Here is a 16416-nt window from a genome sequence, read left to right as displayed (position 1 = left end):
GCATGAGCGAAACCCTCGATCTGAGCCTGGAAGGCGTGGAGCGTCGCTCCCTCGCCGAGTTCACCGAACAGGCCTACCTGAACTACTCCATGTACGTGATCATGGACCGCGCCCTGCCGCACATCGGCGACGGCCTGAAGCCCGTGCAGCGGCGCATCGTCTACGCCATGAGCGAACTGGGCCTGGACGCCGACTCCAAGCACAAGAAGTCGGCGCGCACCGTCGGCGACGTACTTGGCAAGTACCACCCCCACGGCGACTCGGCCTGCTACGAAGCCATGGTGCTGATGGCCCAGCCGTTCTCCTACCGCTACCCGCTGGTGGACGGCCAGGGCAACTGGGGTGCGCCGGACGATCCCAAGTCCTTCGCCGCCATGCGCTACACCGAGGCGCGCCTGTCGCGCTACGCCGAAACCCTGCTCTCCGAGCTGGGCCAGGGCACTGCCGACTGGGTGCCGAACTTCGACGGCACCATGCAGGAGCCGGCAGTGCTGCCGGCGCGGCTGCCCAACCTGCTGCTCAACGGCACTACCGGCATCGCCGTGGGCATGGCCACCGACGTGCCGCCGCACAACCTGCGCGAAGTGGCCGCGGCCTGCGTGCGCCTGCTCGACCAGCCGGACGCCGGCGTCGGCGAGCTGCTCGAACACGTGCAGGGCCCGGACTTCCCCACCGAGGCGGAAATCATCACCCCGCGCGCCGACCTGCAGAAGATCTACGAGACCGGCCGCGGCTCGGTGCGCATGCGCGCCGTGTACCGCGTCGAAGACGGCGATATCGTGGTCACCGCGCTGCCGCACCAGGTCTCCGGGGCCAAGGTGCTGGAGCAGATCGCCGCGCAGATGCAGGCCAAGAAGCTGCCGATGGTCGCCGACCTGCGCGACGAGTCGGACCACGAGCACCCCACCCGCATCGTCATCATCCCGCGCTCCAACCGCGTGGACGCCGACGAGCTGATGACCCACCTGTTCGCCACCACCGACCTGGAAAGCTCGTACCGGGTGAACCTCAATGTCATCGGCCTGGACGGCAAGCCGCAGGTCAAGGACCTGCGCCAGCTGCTCAGCGAATGGCTGACCTACCGCACCGACACCGTGCGCCGCCGCCTGCAGTTCCGCCTGGACAAGGTGGAGAAGCGCCTGCACCTGTTGGAAGGCCTGCTGATCGCCTTCCTCAACCTCGACGAGGTGATCCACATCATCCGCACCGAGGACCAGCCCAAGCCGGTGCTGATGGAGCGCTTCGCCCTCACCGACGTGCAGGCCGACTACATCCTCGACACCCGCCTGCGCCAGCTGGCGCGCCTGGAAGAGATGAAGATCCGCGGCGAGCAGGACGAGCTGGCCAAGGAGCGCGCCAAGCTGCTGGCGATCCTCGGTTCCAACGCCAAGCTGCGCAAGCTGGTGCGCGACGAGCTGATCGCCGACGCCGAGACCTATGGCGACGACCGCCGCTCGCCGATCGTCGAGCGCGCCGAGGCCAAGGCCCTCTCGGAAACCGAGCTGATGCCCACCGAGCCGGTCACCGTGGTGCTTTCCGACAAGGGCTGGGTGCGTTGCGCCAAGGGCCACGACATCGACGCCGAAGGGCTTTCGTACAAGGCCGGCGACACCTTCAAGGCCGCAGCGCCGGGGCGCTCGAACCAGTACGCGGTGTTCATCGACTCCACCGGGCGCAGTTACTCGCTGGCGGCCCACAGCCTGCCGTCGGCGCGCGGCCAGGGCGAGCCGCTGACCGGCCGCCTGACGCCGCCGCCGGGCGCCAGCTTCGAGCGCGTGCTGTTGCCCGAGGACAATGCCCTGTACGTGCTGGCCTCGGACGCCGGCTACGGCTTCGTGGTCAAGGGCGAGGACATGCAGGCCAAGAACAAGGCCGGCAAGGCCCTGCTCAGTCTGCCCAATGGCGCCCAGGTCATGGCCCCGCGGCCGGTGGCCGACGTCGAGCAGGACTGGCTGGCGGCGGTGACCACCGAAGGCCGCCTGCTGCTGTTCAAGGTCTCCGATCTGCCGCAACTGGCCAAGGGCAAGGGCAACAAGATCATCAGCGTGCCGGGCGAGCGCGTGGCCAGTCGCGAGGAATACCTGACCGACCTGGCAGTTCTGCCGCCGGGGGCGACCCTGGTGCTGCAGGCCGGCAAGCGCACCCTGTCGCTGCGCGGCGACGACCTGGAGCACTACAAGGGCGAGCGCGGCCGGCGCGGCAACAAGCTGCCGCGTGGCTTCCAGAGGGTCGATGCGCTGCTGGTCGAGTCACTGTCTCAGGACTGAAACGCTCTGCGATACACTCTGCCTCTGGAGCTATGGCGCCGGTTAAGGGATGATAGGTCCCTTTGACGCTGGCGCCATGGCTCCATTGTCGTTTTGGTTTGTGGTTTTTTGTAGCAAGTGACGCCGATCTTCGGCGAATTAACGGTGATTGCACGATGAGCGCCCTGCGCGTCCTCGCATGTCTTTCCCTCGTCGGCCTCCTCGGGCTGGCGGGCTGTACGGTGAATCGGCCGACGCAACTGTACCAACTGGATGCCGGTGCGACCCCGCTGCCGACCCGCGACAACGGTATCGCCGTACTGCTCGGTCCGGTGCAGCTGGCCGACTATCTGCAACGTGAATCCATGGTCCAGCGCCAGGCCGATGGCATCCTCAACCTGTCCACCGAGGCGCGCTGGGCCGGCAGCCTGGAAACCAACGTCAGCCAGCTGCTGGTGCGCCAGCTGTCCAGTAGCCTGGACACCACCCGCCTGGCGCTGTTCCCGGAACAGCCGGGGTTCACCCCGCAGGTGCAGGTGATGCTGACCATCACCCGCCTGGATTCCGGCCCGAAGGAGCCGGCGGTGCTGGATGCGCGCTGGCGCCTGCTCGACCAGAAGGGCACGCTGCGCGACAGCCGCGTGTTCCACGAAGAGGAAAAGCACGACGGCAGCCTGCAGGACCAGGTCCGTGCGCAGAGCGAACTGCTGCGCCGCCTCGCCGGGCAACTGGCCCAGGATGTGCGCCCGGTGGCGGTGGCCGCCGAGCAGCCGGCCGCTCCGCGCAAGCCGGCGGCGAACACCGAGCAGGCCGCCAAGCCCAAGGAAGAAGGGCCGAAGATGCCGCTGGTGGTGCCCATCCACAACAACGTCGAAGTCTTCCGCTTCTGATCGGCCGCGGCCCGCGAGCATTCTCCTCCGCAGGCCGTTTTCGTTGACGATTTCTTGACCGCGACGGTGCTAACAAGGCAGCGGTTCTGCCGGCACCGTTGATCGGAATCCCTTCGATCGGCGCCCGGCGGGGGTAAGCCCTTGCCGTCGTCCCTCTCCCTGTCGCCCTCCAGGCTGGCCAGCCTGGGCCCGGCCGCCCGCGCCTGGCTGCTGGGCGCGCTCGCCCTGTTGCTGTTCTGCGCCCAGGCCAAGGGGCGGGCGATCATCGGCTTCGACTCGCGCTTCGTGCTGTTCGCCCAGGAAATGCTGCGCCACGGGCCGAGCCTGTTTCCTAGCACCTATGGCGAACCCTACCCGGACTATCCGGGCACCTCGACGCTGCTCATCTACCTGCTGTCGCTGCCGTTCGGCCGCGTCGACAGCCTGGCCGCCTGGCTGCCCTCGGCGCTGGCCGCGGCGGCGCTGGTGGCCCTGGTGTACCGCCTGCTGGAGCCGATCTCGCCGCGTTGGGCGCTGCTCGCCGTAGCCCTGTTGCTGCTCACCGCGACCTTCGTCAGCGAGACCCGCGCGGTCTCGCTGGACCAGATGGTCGCGGCGCTGGCCCTGGGCGCCTTCTACCTCGCCTATCGCGATCGTGAACGTCCGCTACCGCCCCTGCTGGCAAAGCTGGGGGCGCTGCTGCTGGGCGGTTTCCTGGTCCGTGGCCCGCTGGGCCTGGTGATTCCCGCTGCAACGGTCTGCGCCTGCTGGCTGGCGGCGCGGGACTGGCGCCGGCTGCTGGTCTTCGGGCCGTTCGCCGCGGCCCTGCTGGTGTTCTGCTGCCTGGCCCTGCTGGGCGCCGCCGAGCTGAGCGGCGGCCCCGGTTTCGTCCGGGAGGTGCTGCAGATGCAGGTCATCGGTCGCATCGACGGCAGCGCCGGGGCCAGTTCGCCGTTCTATTACTTCCTCAGTGCGCCCGGCAATTACGCCCTGGCGTTCCCCCTGGCGCTGCCGGTGCTGTTGCTGCTGCCCGGTGCGCGCGGAAGGGGAGAGGCGGAGGGCACGCGGATACTGCTCTGGGCCTGCGTTCTGGCGGCGTTGCTGGTGATGCTCGGGCTTTCCGTACCGCAGGCGAAGAAGGCCCGCTACATCCTGGCGGCGGCGCCCTACATGGCGATAATCGCCGCCTATCCCTTTCACGTGACCGGCAGCCGCCTGGCTTCGGCGTTGCGCTGGGTGATGCAGTGCGTCTGGTTGGTTCTGCCCGGGTTGCTGGCGTTGGCACTGGTGCTCGCCTGGCGGCGTCTGGGCGGAGCCTTGCAGGCTTACCAGCTCGCCCTGTACGTCACCCTGGCGCTGTTGCTGCTCCTGCAGGGCTCGGCCCTGTGGCTGCTGCGCCACCGACGGCTGCGGGCTTTGGGACTGGCCGGCTGCGCCGTGCTGGCGTTGTGGGCGGCCTATATCCTCGCCTTCGAACCCATGGAGCGCGGGCTGTACGGCACCCGCGCCTTCACCCTGGCTGCCGACGCGGCCGTGGCCGCCAACCCGGCGCCGGTGGCTTTCGTCGGCCTGGGCAAGGACGCCAAGGCGATCAAGTACCTGGTCAACCTCGACCACGACCTGACGCCGCGCTTCATCGATCAGGACAGCCAACTGCAGGGCCTGCGGGGCCCGCTCTACCTGGTGATGTCGGTGGCGCGCCTGCGCGCTGTGCAGCCGGCGGCCCTGGCCGGCCTGAGGCCGTTGGTGACCGCCGACTTCGACCATGAGCCCCACGTGCTGCTGTACCTGCCCTGAGGTTGCTCGATAGCAGGTTGCAGAAGGAGACCGGCCGCCCGTCGTGCGGCCGGCAGCGCGGTCAGGAAGTGCGCAGGGCGCGCATGCGGGTGAGCTGGCGTTCCAGCATCGACGGGTAGGGTTCCTTCAGCCATTCCACGCAACTGGCCTCGGCCGGGTTGGCGATGGCGCGGACGCGGGCGCGCTGGCGCACCTGCTCGTCCTCGGCGATGGCGCGCTCGATCAGCAGCAGGTTGCGGCTGTGCTGGCTGAGGTTCAGGGCGTTCTGCACGGCGCCTTCCTGCAGCAGCTCGGCCTGGGCCAGTTCCGCCAGCTCGTCGCCCTGGGTCAGGCCCAGTTGCAGTTGCAGGGTAATGCCGCTGTCCACCACTTCGATCTGCAGGGCGTGGCCGAGGGCGCGCATCAGCTCGCCACAGCACAGGGCGTGGGTGAGGTAGTCGTCGTCGTCGCGGGCGTGGAAGAGGATCAGGCTGCCGCCGTCGCTGAGGGTGAACAGCTGGCCCTTGTACAGCCGTGCGGCCTGCTCCAGGCAGTCGCGGTAGCGCTCCAGCAGGTCCACCAGGCGGCTGCGCGGCAGGCGCCGCAGCTGTTCCTGGTTGCCCAGTTGCACGGCCAGCACGGCGCAGGGGTTGGGCAGCTGTGGCTCGGGTTCTTCCTCGGGCTCTTCGGCGATTTCGGCGGCTTCTTCGGAGAAGTCCTCGGCGAACGCCTCAGCGGCCACGGGCGTTTCGTCGTGCAGTTCGTCCTCGGCGAAGATGTTCTCGTCGAACTCGTGCTCGTCGCGCGGCAGGTCGAGGCGGGGTTCGCGTTCGTCCTCCGGCTCGCTGGCGATGTCGTCGGCGACGGGCCTGGCCGGCTTCTCCGCGGCTTTCGCCAGGGTCGGCGCGGCCGCCTTGGGCGCGGGCTTGCGCGGCGCGGGAGCGGGCTCGGGGGCCGGCGGCTTCTCCGGCACCAGGCGCGCCTGGAGCTGGCGGGCCAGGTCGCCGATCTCGTTCTGCAGGCCGGCGCCGGGGGCGGGGTCGTCCGGGTCGCGCAGCCACACGCGCAGCTGCAGCAGCGGGGTGGAGATGTGGCGGCCCAGGCGCAGGCTGAGGGTCAGGGTGAGCAGCAGCAGGATCAGGCTGATCAGGCCCATGCTCTGCAGACTGACCATCATCGGCTGCTGGAACTGTTCCATGTCCAGGCTGATGCGCAGCTGGCCGGCCATGACCTCCTGGAAGGTGATCTGCGTCGAGTAGACGCCCTCGCTGTCGCCCAGCAGGCCCTGCTTGGGCCGCGAGCCGGCCTCGGCCAGGGTGCGGCCGTCGGCGCTGTAGATGGCGGCGTGGGCCACCAGCGGGTTCTTGGTCAGGTTGCCCAGCAGCACGTTGAGGCTGAGGATGTCGTTGGACACCAGCAGCTCGGTGGCCGAGGCCGCGGTCTGGGTGGTCAGGCTCTGGCCCACGGCGTCGGCCTGCTGGTGCATGGCCTGCTTGAACTGCATGCCCATCACCCAGGCGTAGATCAGCAGCGCCGCCGCCACCAGCACCAGGCTGTGGATGGCGATGCGCAGGGCGATGGGCACCCGGCGCTGGCGCAGGGCGTGGTACAGCAACAGGAAGAAATTATCGGGCTTGACGGACGTGGGCCGGGTCACAGCGGGCTCGGTCTTCTATGAAGGACAGTCCCGGCAGTATAACGGCGCCCCGGAAGCGGGCAAAGCGCCGGTCCGTCCGTGATCCGGACGGCACGGACGATCCGATCGGCGGTTGTGCCGCCGGCGGGCGAGGCGGCGGCCGAGAAAGGCGCTAGAATGTGCGCTTTTTCCATGGCGGAGACTGCGCCTTGCGCGAAATCGTCCTGATCAACATCACCGGGGAAGACCGCCCCGGTCTCACCGCCGCCATCACCGGCGTGCTGGCCCAGGGCGGGGTGAACATCCTCGACATCGGCCAGGCGGTGATCCACGACACCCTGTCCTTCGGCATCCTGGTGGAGATTCCCGACACCGAGCGGGCCTCCGCGGTCCTCAAGGACGTGCTCTTCACCGCCTACGAGCTCGACCAGCAGGTGCGCTTCACACCCGTTTCCGAGGCCGACTACCAGCAATGGGTCGGCGGCCAGGGCAAGCCGCGCCAGATCGTCACCCTGCTGACGCGCCGGGTGACCGCCGAGCAGTTGCAGCGGGTCAGCTCGATCACCGCCAAGTACGGGCTGAACATCGACCACATCGACCGCCTGTCCGGGCGCATGCCGCTGGACATGCCGGCCGAGCGCGGCAAGGGCTGCATCGAGTTCTCCGTGCGCGGCGAGCCAGCCGACCCGGTGGCCCTGCGCGCCGAATTCCTCAGCGTGGCCCAGGAGCTGAACGTCGACATCGCCTTCCAGCGCGACTCGCTGTACCGCCGCAACCGCCGCCTGGCGGTGTTCGACATGGACTCGACGCTGATCGAGGCCGAGGTCATCGACGAGCTGGCCAAGGCCGCCGGCGTCGGCGAGCAGGTGTCGGAAATCACCGAGCGGGCGATGCGCGGCGAGCTGGACTTCCGCGCCAGCTTCAAGGAGCGCCTGGCGCTGCTCAAGGGCCTGTCCGAGGACGTGCTCGAGGAAATCGGCGCCTCTCTGCGCCTGACCGAGGGCGCCGAGACGCTGTTCGCCGAGCTCAAGCGCCTGGGCTACAAGACCGCGATCCTCTCCGGCGGCTTCACCTATTTCGCCCGCCAGCTGCAGGCGAAGCTGGGCATCGACTACGTTTTCGCCAACGAGCTGGAGATCGTCGACGGCAAGGTCACCGGTGTGGCCATCGAGCCGATCGTCGACGCCCAGCGCAAGGCCGACCTGCTGCGCGAACTGGCGGCGAAGGAAGGCCTGCAACTGGAGCAGACCATCGCCGTGGGCGACGGCGCCAACGACCTGCCGATGCTCGGCCTGGCCGGCCTGGGCGTGGCCTTCCGCGCCAAGCCGCTGGTCAAGCAGTCGGCCAAGCAGGCCATCTCCACCCTGGGCCTGGACGGCATCCTCTACCTGCTGGGCTTCCGCGACCGCGAGGGCGTGGACGGGCGCTGAGACGCTGTGGGAATACCGGCCTGTCGGCCGGATCGCGGATGAATCCGCTCCTACGGGAAATGCCGTGCCCATGGCGGTGTCCGCCGCTTCCGGCGGCTCCAGGTTGACCTGGGTGTTGGCCATGGCCTTGGTGTATCGGCGGATAACCGCGAACGGTTATGCGCCCTACCGATCACCCACCACGGAGCTCGGTGTCGACCTGTAGGAGCGCGCCCTGCGCGCGATTTGCGGGCAAGGCCCGCTACAAATGAATCCGTGCGCCGAGGTGCCTTTCGTAGGATGGGTTGAGTTTACGAAACCCATGCGGCCGTGGTGATTGATGGGTATCGCTTCGCTCAACCCATCCTACGTTTGCCGGAAGGCGCGGGAGTATCGGCGGATAACCGCGAACGTTATGCGCCCTGCCGATCTCCCGCCACGGAGCTTGGTGTCGACCTGTAGGAGCGCGCCCTGCGCGCGATTCGCGGGCAGGGCCCGCAACAAGTGAATCTGTGCGCCGACGTGTCTTTCGTAGGATGGGTTGAGTTTACGAAACCCATGCGGCCGTGGTGATTGATGGGTATCGCTTCGTTCAACCCATCCTACGTTTGCCGGAAGGCACAGGAGTATCGGCGGATAACCGCGAACGGTTATGCGCCCTACCGATCACCCGCTACGGAGCTTGGTGTCGACCTGTAGGAGCGCGCCCTGCGCGCGATTCGCGGGCAGGGCACGCTACAAATGAATCCGTGCGCCGAGGTGCCTTTCGTAGGATGGGTTGAGTTTACGAAACCCATGCGGCCGTGGTGATGGGTATCGCTTCGCTCAACCCATCCTACGTTTGCCGGAAGGCGCGGGAGCGGATCACTCCTCCGAAGAGAAGTCGTAATCCATCGCCTGGCTCGGGCCCTGCAGGTAGCGGCCCTGGATGTAGTTGGCGCCGGCCTGCCAGAGGGTGGCCAGGGCCGTGGCGCTTTCCACCATGGGCACTATGGTCAGCTTGGCCTGGGCGTGCAGGCTGGCCATCAGGGTGCGCAGGTTTTCCTGGTTCTCCGGACGGCTGAGGTCCTGCACGTAGGAGCCGTCGATCTTCACGAAGTCGACGTTCATGTGCTTGAGCGTGTTGAACGGGTTCAGCGCGCAGCCGAACTGGCCGAGGGCGACCTGGCAGTGCAGCTCGGCCAGGCCCTGGCTCAGCGCCTTGGCCTGCTTGAGGTGGGCCACGGCGTCGGTTTCGCTGACCTGCAGGATCAGCGAGTCGGCCGGCAGGCGCGCGGCTTTCAGCGCCACCGCCAGCCAGGGCAGCAGCCCGGCGTCCTGCAGGCTGGGGCCGGACAGGTGCACGAAGAGCTTGGTGTTGTGGCCCTTGGCGCGGTGTTCGGCGAGCAGCTTGATGGAGTTGAGCAGCACCCAGCGGTCGATGCGCTCGGCCAGGCCGCCGGCCTTGGCCGCACCGAAGAAGTCGGCGGCGGGCACTTCCTCGCCCTGCGGGTTGAGCAGGCGCAGCAGCACTTCGTACAGCTCGTGGCTGTCGCCGCGCAGGCTGATGATCGGCTGGAACAGCAGGCGGAAGGCATTCTTCTCCAGCGCCTGCTGGATGATCGCCAGCAGGTCGCCGCGGCTGGCGGCGGCGGCCAGTTCGTCGGCCGGGTCGTAGAGTTTGATGCCGTTGCCCTCGGCCTGAGCGATTTCGTCGGCGCAGCGATGGGCGCGGTCGATGACGTCCTGGGCGCGGCTGGTCTTTTCGTCGAGCCCGGCGCAGCCGATCGACAGGGTGACCTGGGCGGTGCGCCCGTGGATGTCGAACAGGTGGCCCTCGACCTTCTTCAGCAGGCCGGCGAACAGGGCCTTGCTCTGTTCCGGCGTCTGGCCGTCGAGCAGCACGCTGAAGGCGTCGTCGCTGAAGCGGGCCAGCTGCACGCTCTCGGGGAAGTGCTCGCGCAGCAGGTGGGCGAGGTCGGCCAGCAGCAGGTCGATGCTGGCGATGCCCAGGCTCAGCTGCAGGTGCTGCGCGCGGTCGAGCAGCAGGTAGGCGAGGGTGGCCGGCTGGCCGGCGGTGACGGCGCGCTCCACGGCGGCATCCATCAGGTCGAGGAAGTGGGCGCGGTTGAACAGGCCGGTGACCAGGTCCTGGCTGCTGACCTCGCGCAGCTTCTCCTGCAGTTCGCTGTTGTCCTGCTCGGCGCGGATCACCACCTGGATGCACGGTTCGCCGTCGTAGGTGGCCGGCGAGAAACCCATGCGCGCGCGGAACCTCTGGCCGTCGACGCGCACGCCGTCGCACAGCAGTTCGTTGTCGCCCTCGCCGTGCTGGTAGCCCTTGAGGAAGTCCTTGAAGGTGGCCTGGTCGGCGGCGGCGATCAGGTCGATCATCGGCAGGCCTTCCAGTTCCTCGGCGTCCTCGTAGCCGAACATCGCGACGTAGGCGCGGTTGGCGTAGATGTGCATGCCGTCGTGGACGTAGGTGATGGCGTCCACCGAGCTGTCCAGCAGCAGCTGGCAGCGCTTTTCCGCCTCGCGCAGGGCGACCTCGGCGGTGCGCCGGGCGCGGCGTTCCTCCAGGGCGGCGAGTTCGCGGTTGGCCACCAGCACCAGGCGCTCGTCCTCGCCCTGGGGCAGGGCGTCCTGGGCGCCGAGGGCCAGGGCCTCGGTGATGCTGTCGGAATCGTTGCCTTCGACCAACTGGATGAAGGGGATGTCCTTGGCCTGGCGGCGCAGGCTGGCCAGGGCCTCCTCCGGCGCCAGTGCGCTGCTTTGCGGGGCGGCGATCAGCAGGTCCCAGGTCTGTTGCAGGGCCTCGCCGAGGTCTTCGCTGGAGGTCACGCGGTGGACGCGGGTCGCACGCCCGGCGTTGCGGAACAGGCTGACCAGACGTTCGGCCTCGTTCTGCGAGTCTTCCAGGATCAGCAGGCGGACGGTTTTCTTTTCATTGGCCATGAAGAGCTGCTTATGGCGCGCCGGACGGCAGCCAGGAGGCGACGAATGGAGTGCGGCCGAATCTACAGCGACTTCCAGAGTGAGTCAAAGTCTTCCTCCCCGTGCCCCGTGTGGCCGTTCGCTCCTGTGACGGGCTTATCGTCGGCGCCCTTCGGACGCTCCTGGGTACTGTATTCGAACTGGCTGAAACTGCCGGTGGCGGTGAGCTTGCGTGTCAGGGTGGCGCGGCGTTCCTCGCCGTGCAGGTTGATCTGCACGCGGCTGCCTTCCTGGAACGGCAGCCGCGGCGAGATCAGCGTCGCCGGCCGCGAGATGGCGGCGATTTCCGGCAGCAGCAGGGCGCGCAGGTAGTGGCTGCTCTGCTCCGACTTGCGCAGCAGTTGCAGGCCGCAGGGCTGGGCGATGGGGGCGATCAGCTCGATGCCCATCTGCGTGCCGCCGCCGCGGACCTGGCGGATCCAGCGCACCACCGCGATGCTCCAGCCCTGGCCCGGCGCGTCCTGGATGCCGAGCAGCTCGCCGGCCTGCAGCTGGCTGGGGATTTCCTTCGGCCAGGTCAGGCAATAGCCGCCTGGGCTGTGGTTGACGATGGGCAGGGCGAAGACCGGGTACTCGTCGCAGGTCGCCGATTCGGCGGCGTCGGCCGAGCCTTGCTCCGCCGTCCGCAGCGGCTGGTATTCGATTTCCTCCAGCGGCATGCCCGGTTGCCAGTCGGTGACCTTCTGCGCGTCGAAGGCATTGGCCCAGGCGTCGTTCACTTCCGCCTGGAAGGTCGCCTGCACCGGTTCGGGCAGCTTGAGCAGGTCGGCGAACGGGCGCCGGCCGGACAGGTAGTAGTGCAGCGCGCTCATGCCGATGCAGAGGGTCAGCTGGCCCTGGCCGGAGGTGCGCTGGAAGCTGCGCTCGGCGATGTCGCCCCAGGCGCTGGCCAGGTGCTGCAGCAGGTCGACGCTGATGCGCTCGCCCCCCTTGAGCGGCAGCTTGTCGCGTTGCTCGGCGGGGGCGTTCATGTACTCCTTGATCGCCGCCACCAGGCGCTGCGGGTCCATGCCCAGGCCGTTGTGCAGGTCGCCGGCCTTGTACAGCGAACGGTAGCGCGGCGGGCCGTCCACCTGCGGGGCGACCACGAACAGGCTGGACGGCAGGTCGGCTTCCTGCAGGCGCACCAATGAACCCCAGGCCTCCAGGGCATCGGCCAATTGGGCGATGCCGGCCTGGCGCATCTGGTTGCAGCGGGCGCAGCCCAGCAGCAGGGCCACCAGGTAGGCCTGCTCCACGGTCAGGGTGTTGCCCTGCTTGGCCAGGTCGTCGCGGACCGCCAGGGCCTGCACGCCCTTGCTGCGGGCCAGTTGGTAGAGCTGGTGCAGCTCCAGCCACAGGCTTTCCGGCACCGGGCAGTAGAGCTGCTGGGCGCGGATCAGCGGGCCGCACAGGCTGCGGATCGCCCGTTGCAGGGCGAGGGTGAGGATTTGCGCGCGTTCGCGGGTGAAGCGCGGCGCCTCGCGCACCACCACCAGCTTGTAGCCGACGGCCAGGTGGTTCTGCAGGGCCTGGCAGAGGTTGGCGACCTTGCGCGGGCGCTCGTCGAGGACGATGGAGTGGTTGAGGAAGTGGCGTTCGAGGTTGTGGCAGACCGACTGGACTTCCGGGCGGAACAGCTCCAGCAGCTGCAGGCGGGCCTCCACCGGGAGCTTCAGCTGGTTCAGCTCGATCAGGCCCTGGTAGAGCTGGCGCGCGGTCTCGCCGAGGTTGGCCTTGGGCAGGTGGTCCAGCCAGTATTTGATGTCGCGCGCAGTGACGTTGCAGAAGCTCAGGCTTTCCTGCGTCGGGGTGGGAACGCGCAGCAATTGCTGGGGACTCGTATTGTCCATGGTCGGATGAGGTGCTCCACGATCTGGGCCGTTCGCTGGACCGTTGTGCCGGTCTTGGGCGCCGGTTTTTTCCAAACTCTAGCAGTATCCACCTGAGAAGACAGCCCGTTCCCTGGTTGGGGAGCGGGCCTGCCGTTGGCTTTCGGGTAACAGGCCGGATACAGGCTGCCCGGCCTGCGCCGGCTCACGCCTGGCGGGCGTTGCCCAGCAACTGGCCCATGCGCACCGGGCTGCCGGCGGCCAGTCGTTCGGCCCAGGCGACCTGCTCGGGGCCGAACAGCACTATGGCGGTGGAGCCCAGTTTGAAGCGCCCCAGTTCCGCGCCTTTTTCCAGGTGGATGGGCTGGCGGGCCGCTTCGTCGTAGGCGAAGGCCTTCAGCTCGCGCTTCGGCGGCGTGACCAGGCCGGCCCACACGGTTTCCACCGAGGCGACGATCATCGCGCCCACCAGCACCACGGCCATGGGCCCGCGTTCGGTGTCGAACAGGCAGACCACCCGCTCGTTGCGGGCGAAGAGTTCCGGCACCTGCTCGGCGGTGAGCTGGTTCACCGAGAACAGCCGGCCGGGCACGTAGACCATCTCGCGCAGGGTGCCGGCCAGCGGCATGTGCACGCGGTGGTAGTCCTTGGGTGAGAGGTAGACGGTGGCGAAGCTGCCGCCCATGAAGGGCGCGGCGCGCTCGGCGTCGCCGCCCAGCAGCGCGGTCAGGCTGAAGCTGTGGCCCTTGGCCTGGAAGATGCGCCCGTGCTCGATCGGGCCGAGCTGGCTGATGGCGCCGTCGGCCGGGCAGAGCACGCCGCCGGGCGTTTCGTCCAGCGGCCGCGCGCCGTCCTTCAGGGCGCGGGTGAAGAAGGCGTTGAAGTGCTCGTAGGCCTGCAGGTCTTCCACCAGCGCCTCGCGCATGTCGACCTGGTAGCGGCGGGCGAACCAGCCGATCAGGCGGTTCTTGAACCAGGCTGCGCGGCATTCGGCCGCGCAGCCGATCAGGCGCGACAGCAGGTGATGCGGCAGCAGGTACTGGCCGAGGATGAACAGACGATCTTTGAACGACATTCCTTAAACCTCTACGGGGGTGTCGGGGTGGTTGCCCCATTCCGACCAGGAGCCGGCGTAGCCCTTGACCCGCGGGTAGCCGAGGGCCTTGGCCACCAGGTAGGTGAAGCCGGAACGGTGGTGGGTCTGGCAGTGGGTGATCACTTCCTTGTCCGGGGTGATGCCCAGGTCGCGAAGGATTTGCGCCATGTCGGTGCGGATGCGCAGGGCGCGGGCCGCGTCCATGCCGGCGGTCCACTCGAAGTTGACCGCGCCGGGGATGTGTCCGGCCTTGGCCGCCAGCACCTTCTGGCCGCTGTATTCGCTGGGGTTGCGCGCGTCCCAGACGGCCAGGTCGGCGGCGCCCAGGCGGCTCTGCAGGTATTCGCGGGTGGCGGTGGGTTCGTCGTGCAGCGTCAGCGGCAACGGGCCGCCGGCCGCCGCCGGAACCGCCTGGCTCAGCTCACGGCCCTCGGCCAGCCAGGCGTGCAAGCCGCCGTCCAGGTAGTGGTAACGCTGGTGGCCGATGACGTCCAGCAGCCAGATGAAGCGCCCGGCCCAGCCGCCGCCTTCGTCGTCGTAGACCACGTACACGGCGTCCGGGTTGTGCCCCAGTTCGCCGAACAGCGCTTCCAGGTCGGCCTTGGCCGGCAGCAGGCCGGGCGCCGGCGGCAGGCCCCACTGGGTGCGCGCGGGGGCGACGAAGCGGGCGCCGGGCAGGTGGCCCTCGGCGTAGCGCGCCGGGCTGGTCAGGTCGACCAGGATCAGCTCGGGAGCGTCTAGGCGGGCGGCCAGCTCGGCCGGTTCTATCACCAGGGGCAGGTCGGAAAAGGCGGACATGTCGGCATCTCCCTGAGGGCGGGTACGGGGGACGGGATGGCGTGAGCTGGCGCCCTGGGCTACCCGCGAAACCCCGCAGTTTAACGAAAAAGCGCGGGGCGCTGGCGGGCAATCGCTTCAGGGCGTGTCACTGGGCCGCAGGTGCGCCGAATTGCTGCAGGGCGCGCTCGATGCACTGGCAGGTCTTGTCGAAGGCCTGGCCCTGGACCTCGCCGATGGGGTGGCCGTTGCGGTCGGCGACCACCAGCATCACCACGCGCGGGCCGCGGGCCAGGGAGCGCAGCAGCAGGTGGTTGCCGGGCAGCGCCGCCTTCAGGCGGCCGGGCAGCAGCGCGGAGTACTCGGCCATGTTGGCCGGGGTGAGGTGCAGGCGCGCCGGGCGCTCCAGCAGGCGGCGCAGCAACTGGCTGCCGGCCACCGGCAGTTGCAGGTTCTGCTCCGCGGGGGCCAGGCCGAAGCTGCGGCGGGCCTGCAGCAGGTTTTGCTGGCGGTCGGCGAACAGCAGAACGGCGCGGGCCAGGCCGCAGGCGTGCAGGGCTTCGCTGGCGCATTCCAGCAGCGGCACCAGGTTGCCGAACGGGCTGGGCGTGCGCAGCAGCTCGGCGCACAGCCGGCGCCATTGCTCGGGGTTGCCGGCGGCAGGGGCGGGCGCGTTCGTCGCCGTGGGCTCGGACGTGGGCGCGTGGCGCGGCAGCCAGCGTTGGCTGTCCCAGGGCCAGAGCAGCGCCTGGGCCGGATGCCAGTAGCGGGCGTCGGCGTCCTTGCGGGCGCTTTCCACGGCCAGGGCGTGGACCTGTTGCTGCAGCGCCTCCAGTGGCTCCTGCAGGTAGAGCGCGGTGAGCCGCTGCCAGCGCAGCATGTGCGGCCCGCCCCAGGACTGGTGCGCGGCCATCGCCAGGCTGTTGGCCAGGAGGATGGTGTTGGCCGGGCGCGTCAGCCAGCGCGCCAGCTCGGGGTCGGCGTCCAGGCGCTGCTGCTGGGCCAGCGGCTCGCTTTCGGCGTGGGCCAGGTGCAGGGCGCGGACCAGCAGTTCGTGGTCCTCGCCGAGCAGGCGCAGGCCCTGGCCGATCCACTCCGGCAGGCGCCAGCGCTCGGCCAGGGCCGCGCACAGCGGCAGCAGGCGCATGCCCAGCAGCTCCTGCTCCACCTCGGCGCTGGCGCGGCCTTCGCCGAGCACCTGCTGCTGCCATTCTTCGAGCAGGTCCGGGCGCGCCGTGGCCAGGGCCCAGACCGGCGCCAGGATGAACAGGCTGCCCCAGTGGATTTCCTGCCACAGGCGCGCCAGGCGACTGGCGAACAGGCCGCTGGCCTGTTGCATGGCGTGGCGGCTGATCAGCAGCATCTGCCCCAGGGCCGGCGGCATCTGCGCGGCGGGCACGCTGGGCAGGCCTTCCAGCAGGGCCGCGGCGCGCGCCAGGCCGAGGCGGCTGAGCGCCACTTCCAGGCTTTCCGCCGGGTTGTCCCGGGCCATGCGCGCGCGGTTGGCCTCGCGCAGGATGGCCAGGGCCAGGGTCGGGCTGTCCTGCAGCAGGTCGACGATGTCGCGCAGGGACCGGCGGTTGTCCGCCAGGGCGCGGCGCACGCGCTCGTGCTGTTCGGCGGGTACCGGCAGCGGCAACTCCTCCAGCAACTGGAGCCAGGAGGCGAGGCGCTGCGGGTCGGGTGTCTGGATGGGCATGCTGGGGCCGCCGAACTGGTTTTTACAATTTGCAGCCTATAGTCTTGCGCGGTTTCTCCGATAACAAGAGGGTGGCGCATATTGGCGCTCCCGTCCCGTCCACCGTTCCAGTCGACTCTTC

10 protein-coding genes are annotated in these 16416 nt (G+C 69.0%); 4 read left to right on the top strand and 6 right to left on the bottom strand.

Annotation, left to right across the window (positions count from 1 at the left end):
* Positions 1 to 2 precede the first annotated feature (2 nt).
* The 3 genes from parC (at position 3) to PcP3B5_RS27815 (ending at position 4912) form a co-directional block, all read left to right on the top strand.
* Entirely contained in the window at positions 3 to 2267 is a 2265-nt protein-coding gene (parC, locus tag PcP3B5_RS27825; RefSeq protein WP_009613518.1) for a DNA topoisomerase IV subunit A, read from the top strand.
* Between the two features lie 155 nt (positions 2268 to 2422).
* On the top strand, positions 2423 to 3136 hold the full coding sequence (locus PcP3B5_RS27820) for a PqiC family protein (RefSeq protein ID WP_009613516.1): 714 nt from the start codon (positions 2423 to 2425) through the stop codon (positions 3134 to 3136).
* A gap of 141 nt (positions 3137 to 3277) precedes the next feature.
* Entirely contained in the window at positions 3278 to 4912 is a 1635-nt protein-coding gene (locus PcP3B5_RS27815) for a glycosyltransferase family 39 protein (RefSeq protein ID WP_082816428.1), read from the top strand.
* A 61-nt stretch (positions 4913 to 4973) separates the two neighbouring features.
* Here PcP3B5_RS27815 and PcP3B5_RS27810 read toward each other — a convergent pair whose 3' ends face one another.
* Positions 4974 to 6548, bottom strand: coding sequence for an AhpA/YtjB family protein (locus PcP3B5_RS27810; protein ID WP_043316896.1), 1575 nt, complete (start codon positions 6546 to 6548; stop codon positions 4974 to 4976).
* 188 nt (positions 6549 to 6736) lie between these two features.
* Between PcP3B5_RS27810 and serB the strand changes: the two genes are divergently transcribed.
* On the top strand, positions 6737 to 7957 hold the full coding sequence (serB, locus tag PcP3B5_RS27805) for a phosphoserine phosphatase SerB (RefSeq protein WP_009613510.1): 1221 nt from the start codon (positions 6737 to 6739) through the stop codon (positions 7955 to 7957).
* Positions 7958 to 8800: 843 nt separating this feature from the next.
* Here the strand turns inward: serB and PcP3B5_RS27800 are convergent.
* The 5 genes from PcP3B5_RS27800 to PcP3B5_RS27780 form a co-directional block, all read right to left on the bottom strand.
* Positions 8801 to 10873 (bottom strand): EAL domain-containing response regulator, encoded by a 2073-nt coding sequence (locus tag PcP3B5_RS27800; protein ID WP_058070700.1) that lies wholly within the window; start codon positions 10871 to 10873, stop codon positions 8801 to 8803.
* Between the two features lie 62 nt (positions 10874 to 10935).
* Positions 10936 to 12744 (bottom strand): hypothetical protein, encoded by a 1809-nt coding sequence (locus tag PcP3B5_RS27795; RefSeq protein WP_043316891.1) that lies wholly within the window; start codon positions 12742 to 12744, stop codon positions 10936 to 10938.
* A 184-nt stretch (positions 12745 to 12928) separates the two neighbouring features.
* Positions 12929 to 13798 (bottom strand): archaetidylserine decarboxylase, encoded by an 870-nt coding sequence (gene asd / locus PcP3B5_RS27790; RefSeq protein WP_061562961.1) that lies wholly within the window; start codon positions 13796 to 13798, stop codon positions 12929 to 12931.
* A gap of 3 nt (positions 13799 to 13801) precedes the next feature.
* The gene (gene rhdA / locus PcP3B5_RS27785) at positions 13802 to 14617 is read right to left on the bottom strand and encodes a thiosulfate sulfurtransferase (RefSeq protein WP_061562960.1); all 816 of its coding nucleotides are present in this window, start codon (positions 14615 to 14617) and stop codon (positions 13802 to 13804) included.
* A 127-nt stretch (positions 14618 to 14744) separates the two neighbouring features.
* Positions 14745 to 16295 carry an HDOD domain-containing protein gene (locus tag PcP3B5_RS27780; protein WP_043268574.1) on the bottom strand — a complete coding sequence of 517 codons (1551 nt, stop codon included), beginning with the start codon at positions 16293 to 16295 and terminating at the stop codon, positions 14745 to 14747.
* Positions 16296 to 16416: the final 121 nt, after the last annotated feature.

It is taken from the genome of Pseudomonas citronellolis, from assembly GCF_001586155.1.
In the GTDB taxonomy this organism is placed as follows: domain Bacteria; phylum Pseudomonadota; class Gammaproteobacteria; order Pseudomonadales; family Pseudomonadaceae; genus Pseudomonas; species Pseudomonas citronellolis.
This window is presented reverse-complemented; position numbering and strand designations above follow the sequence as displayed.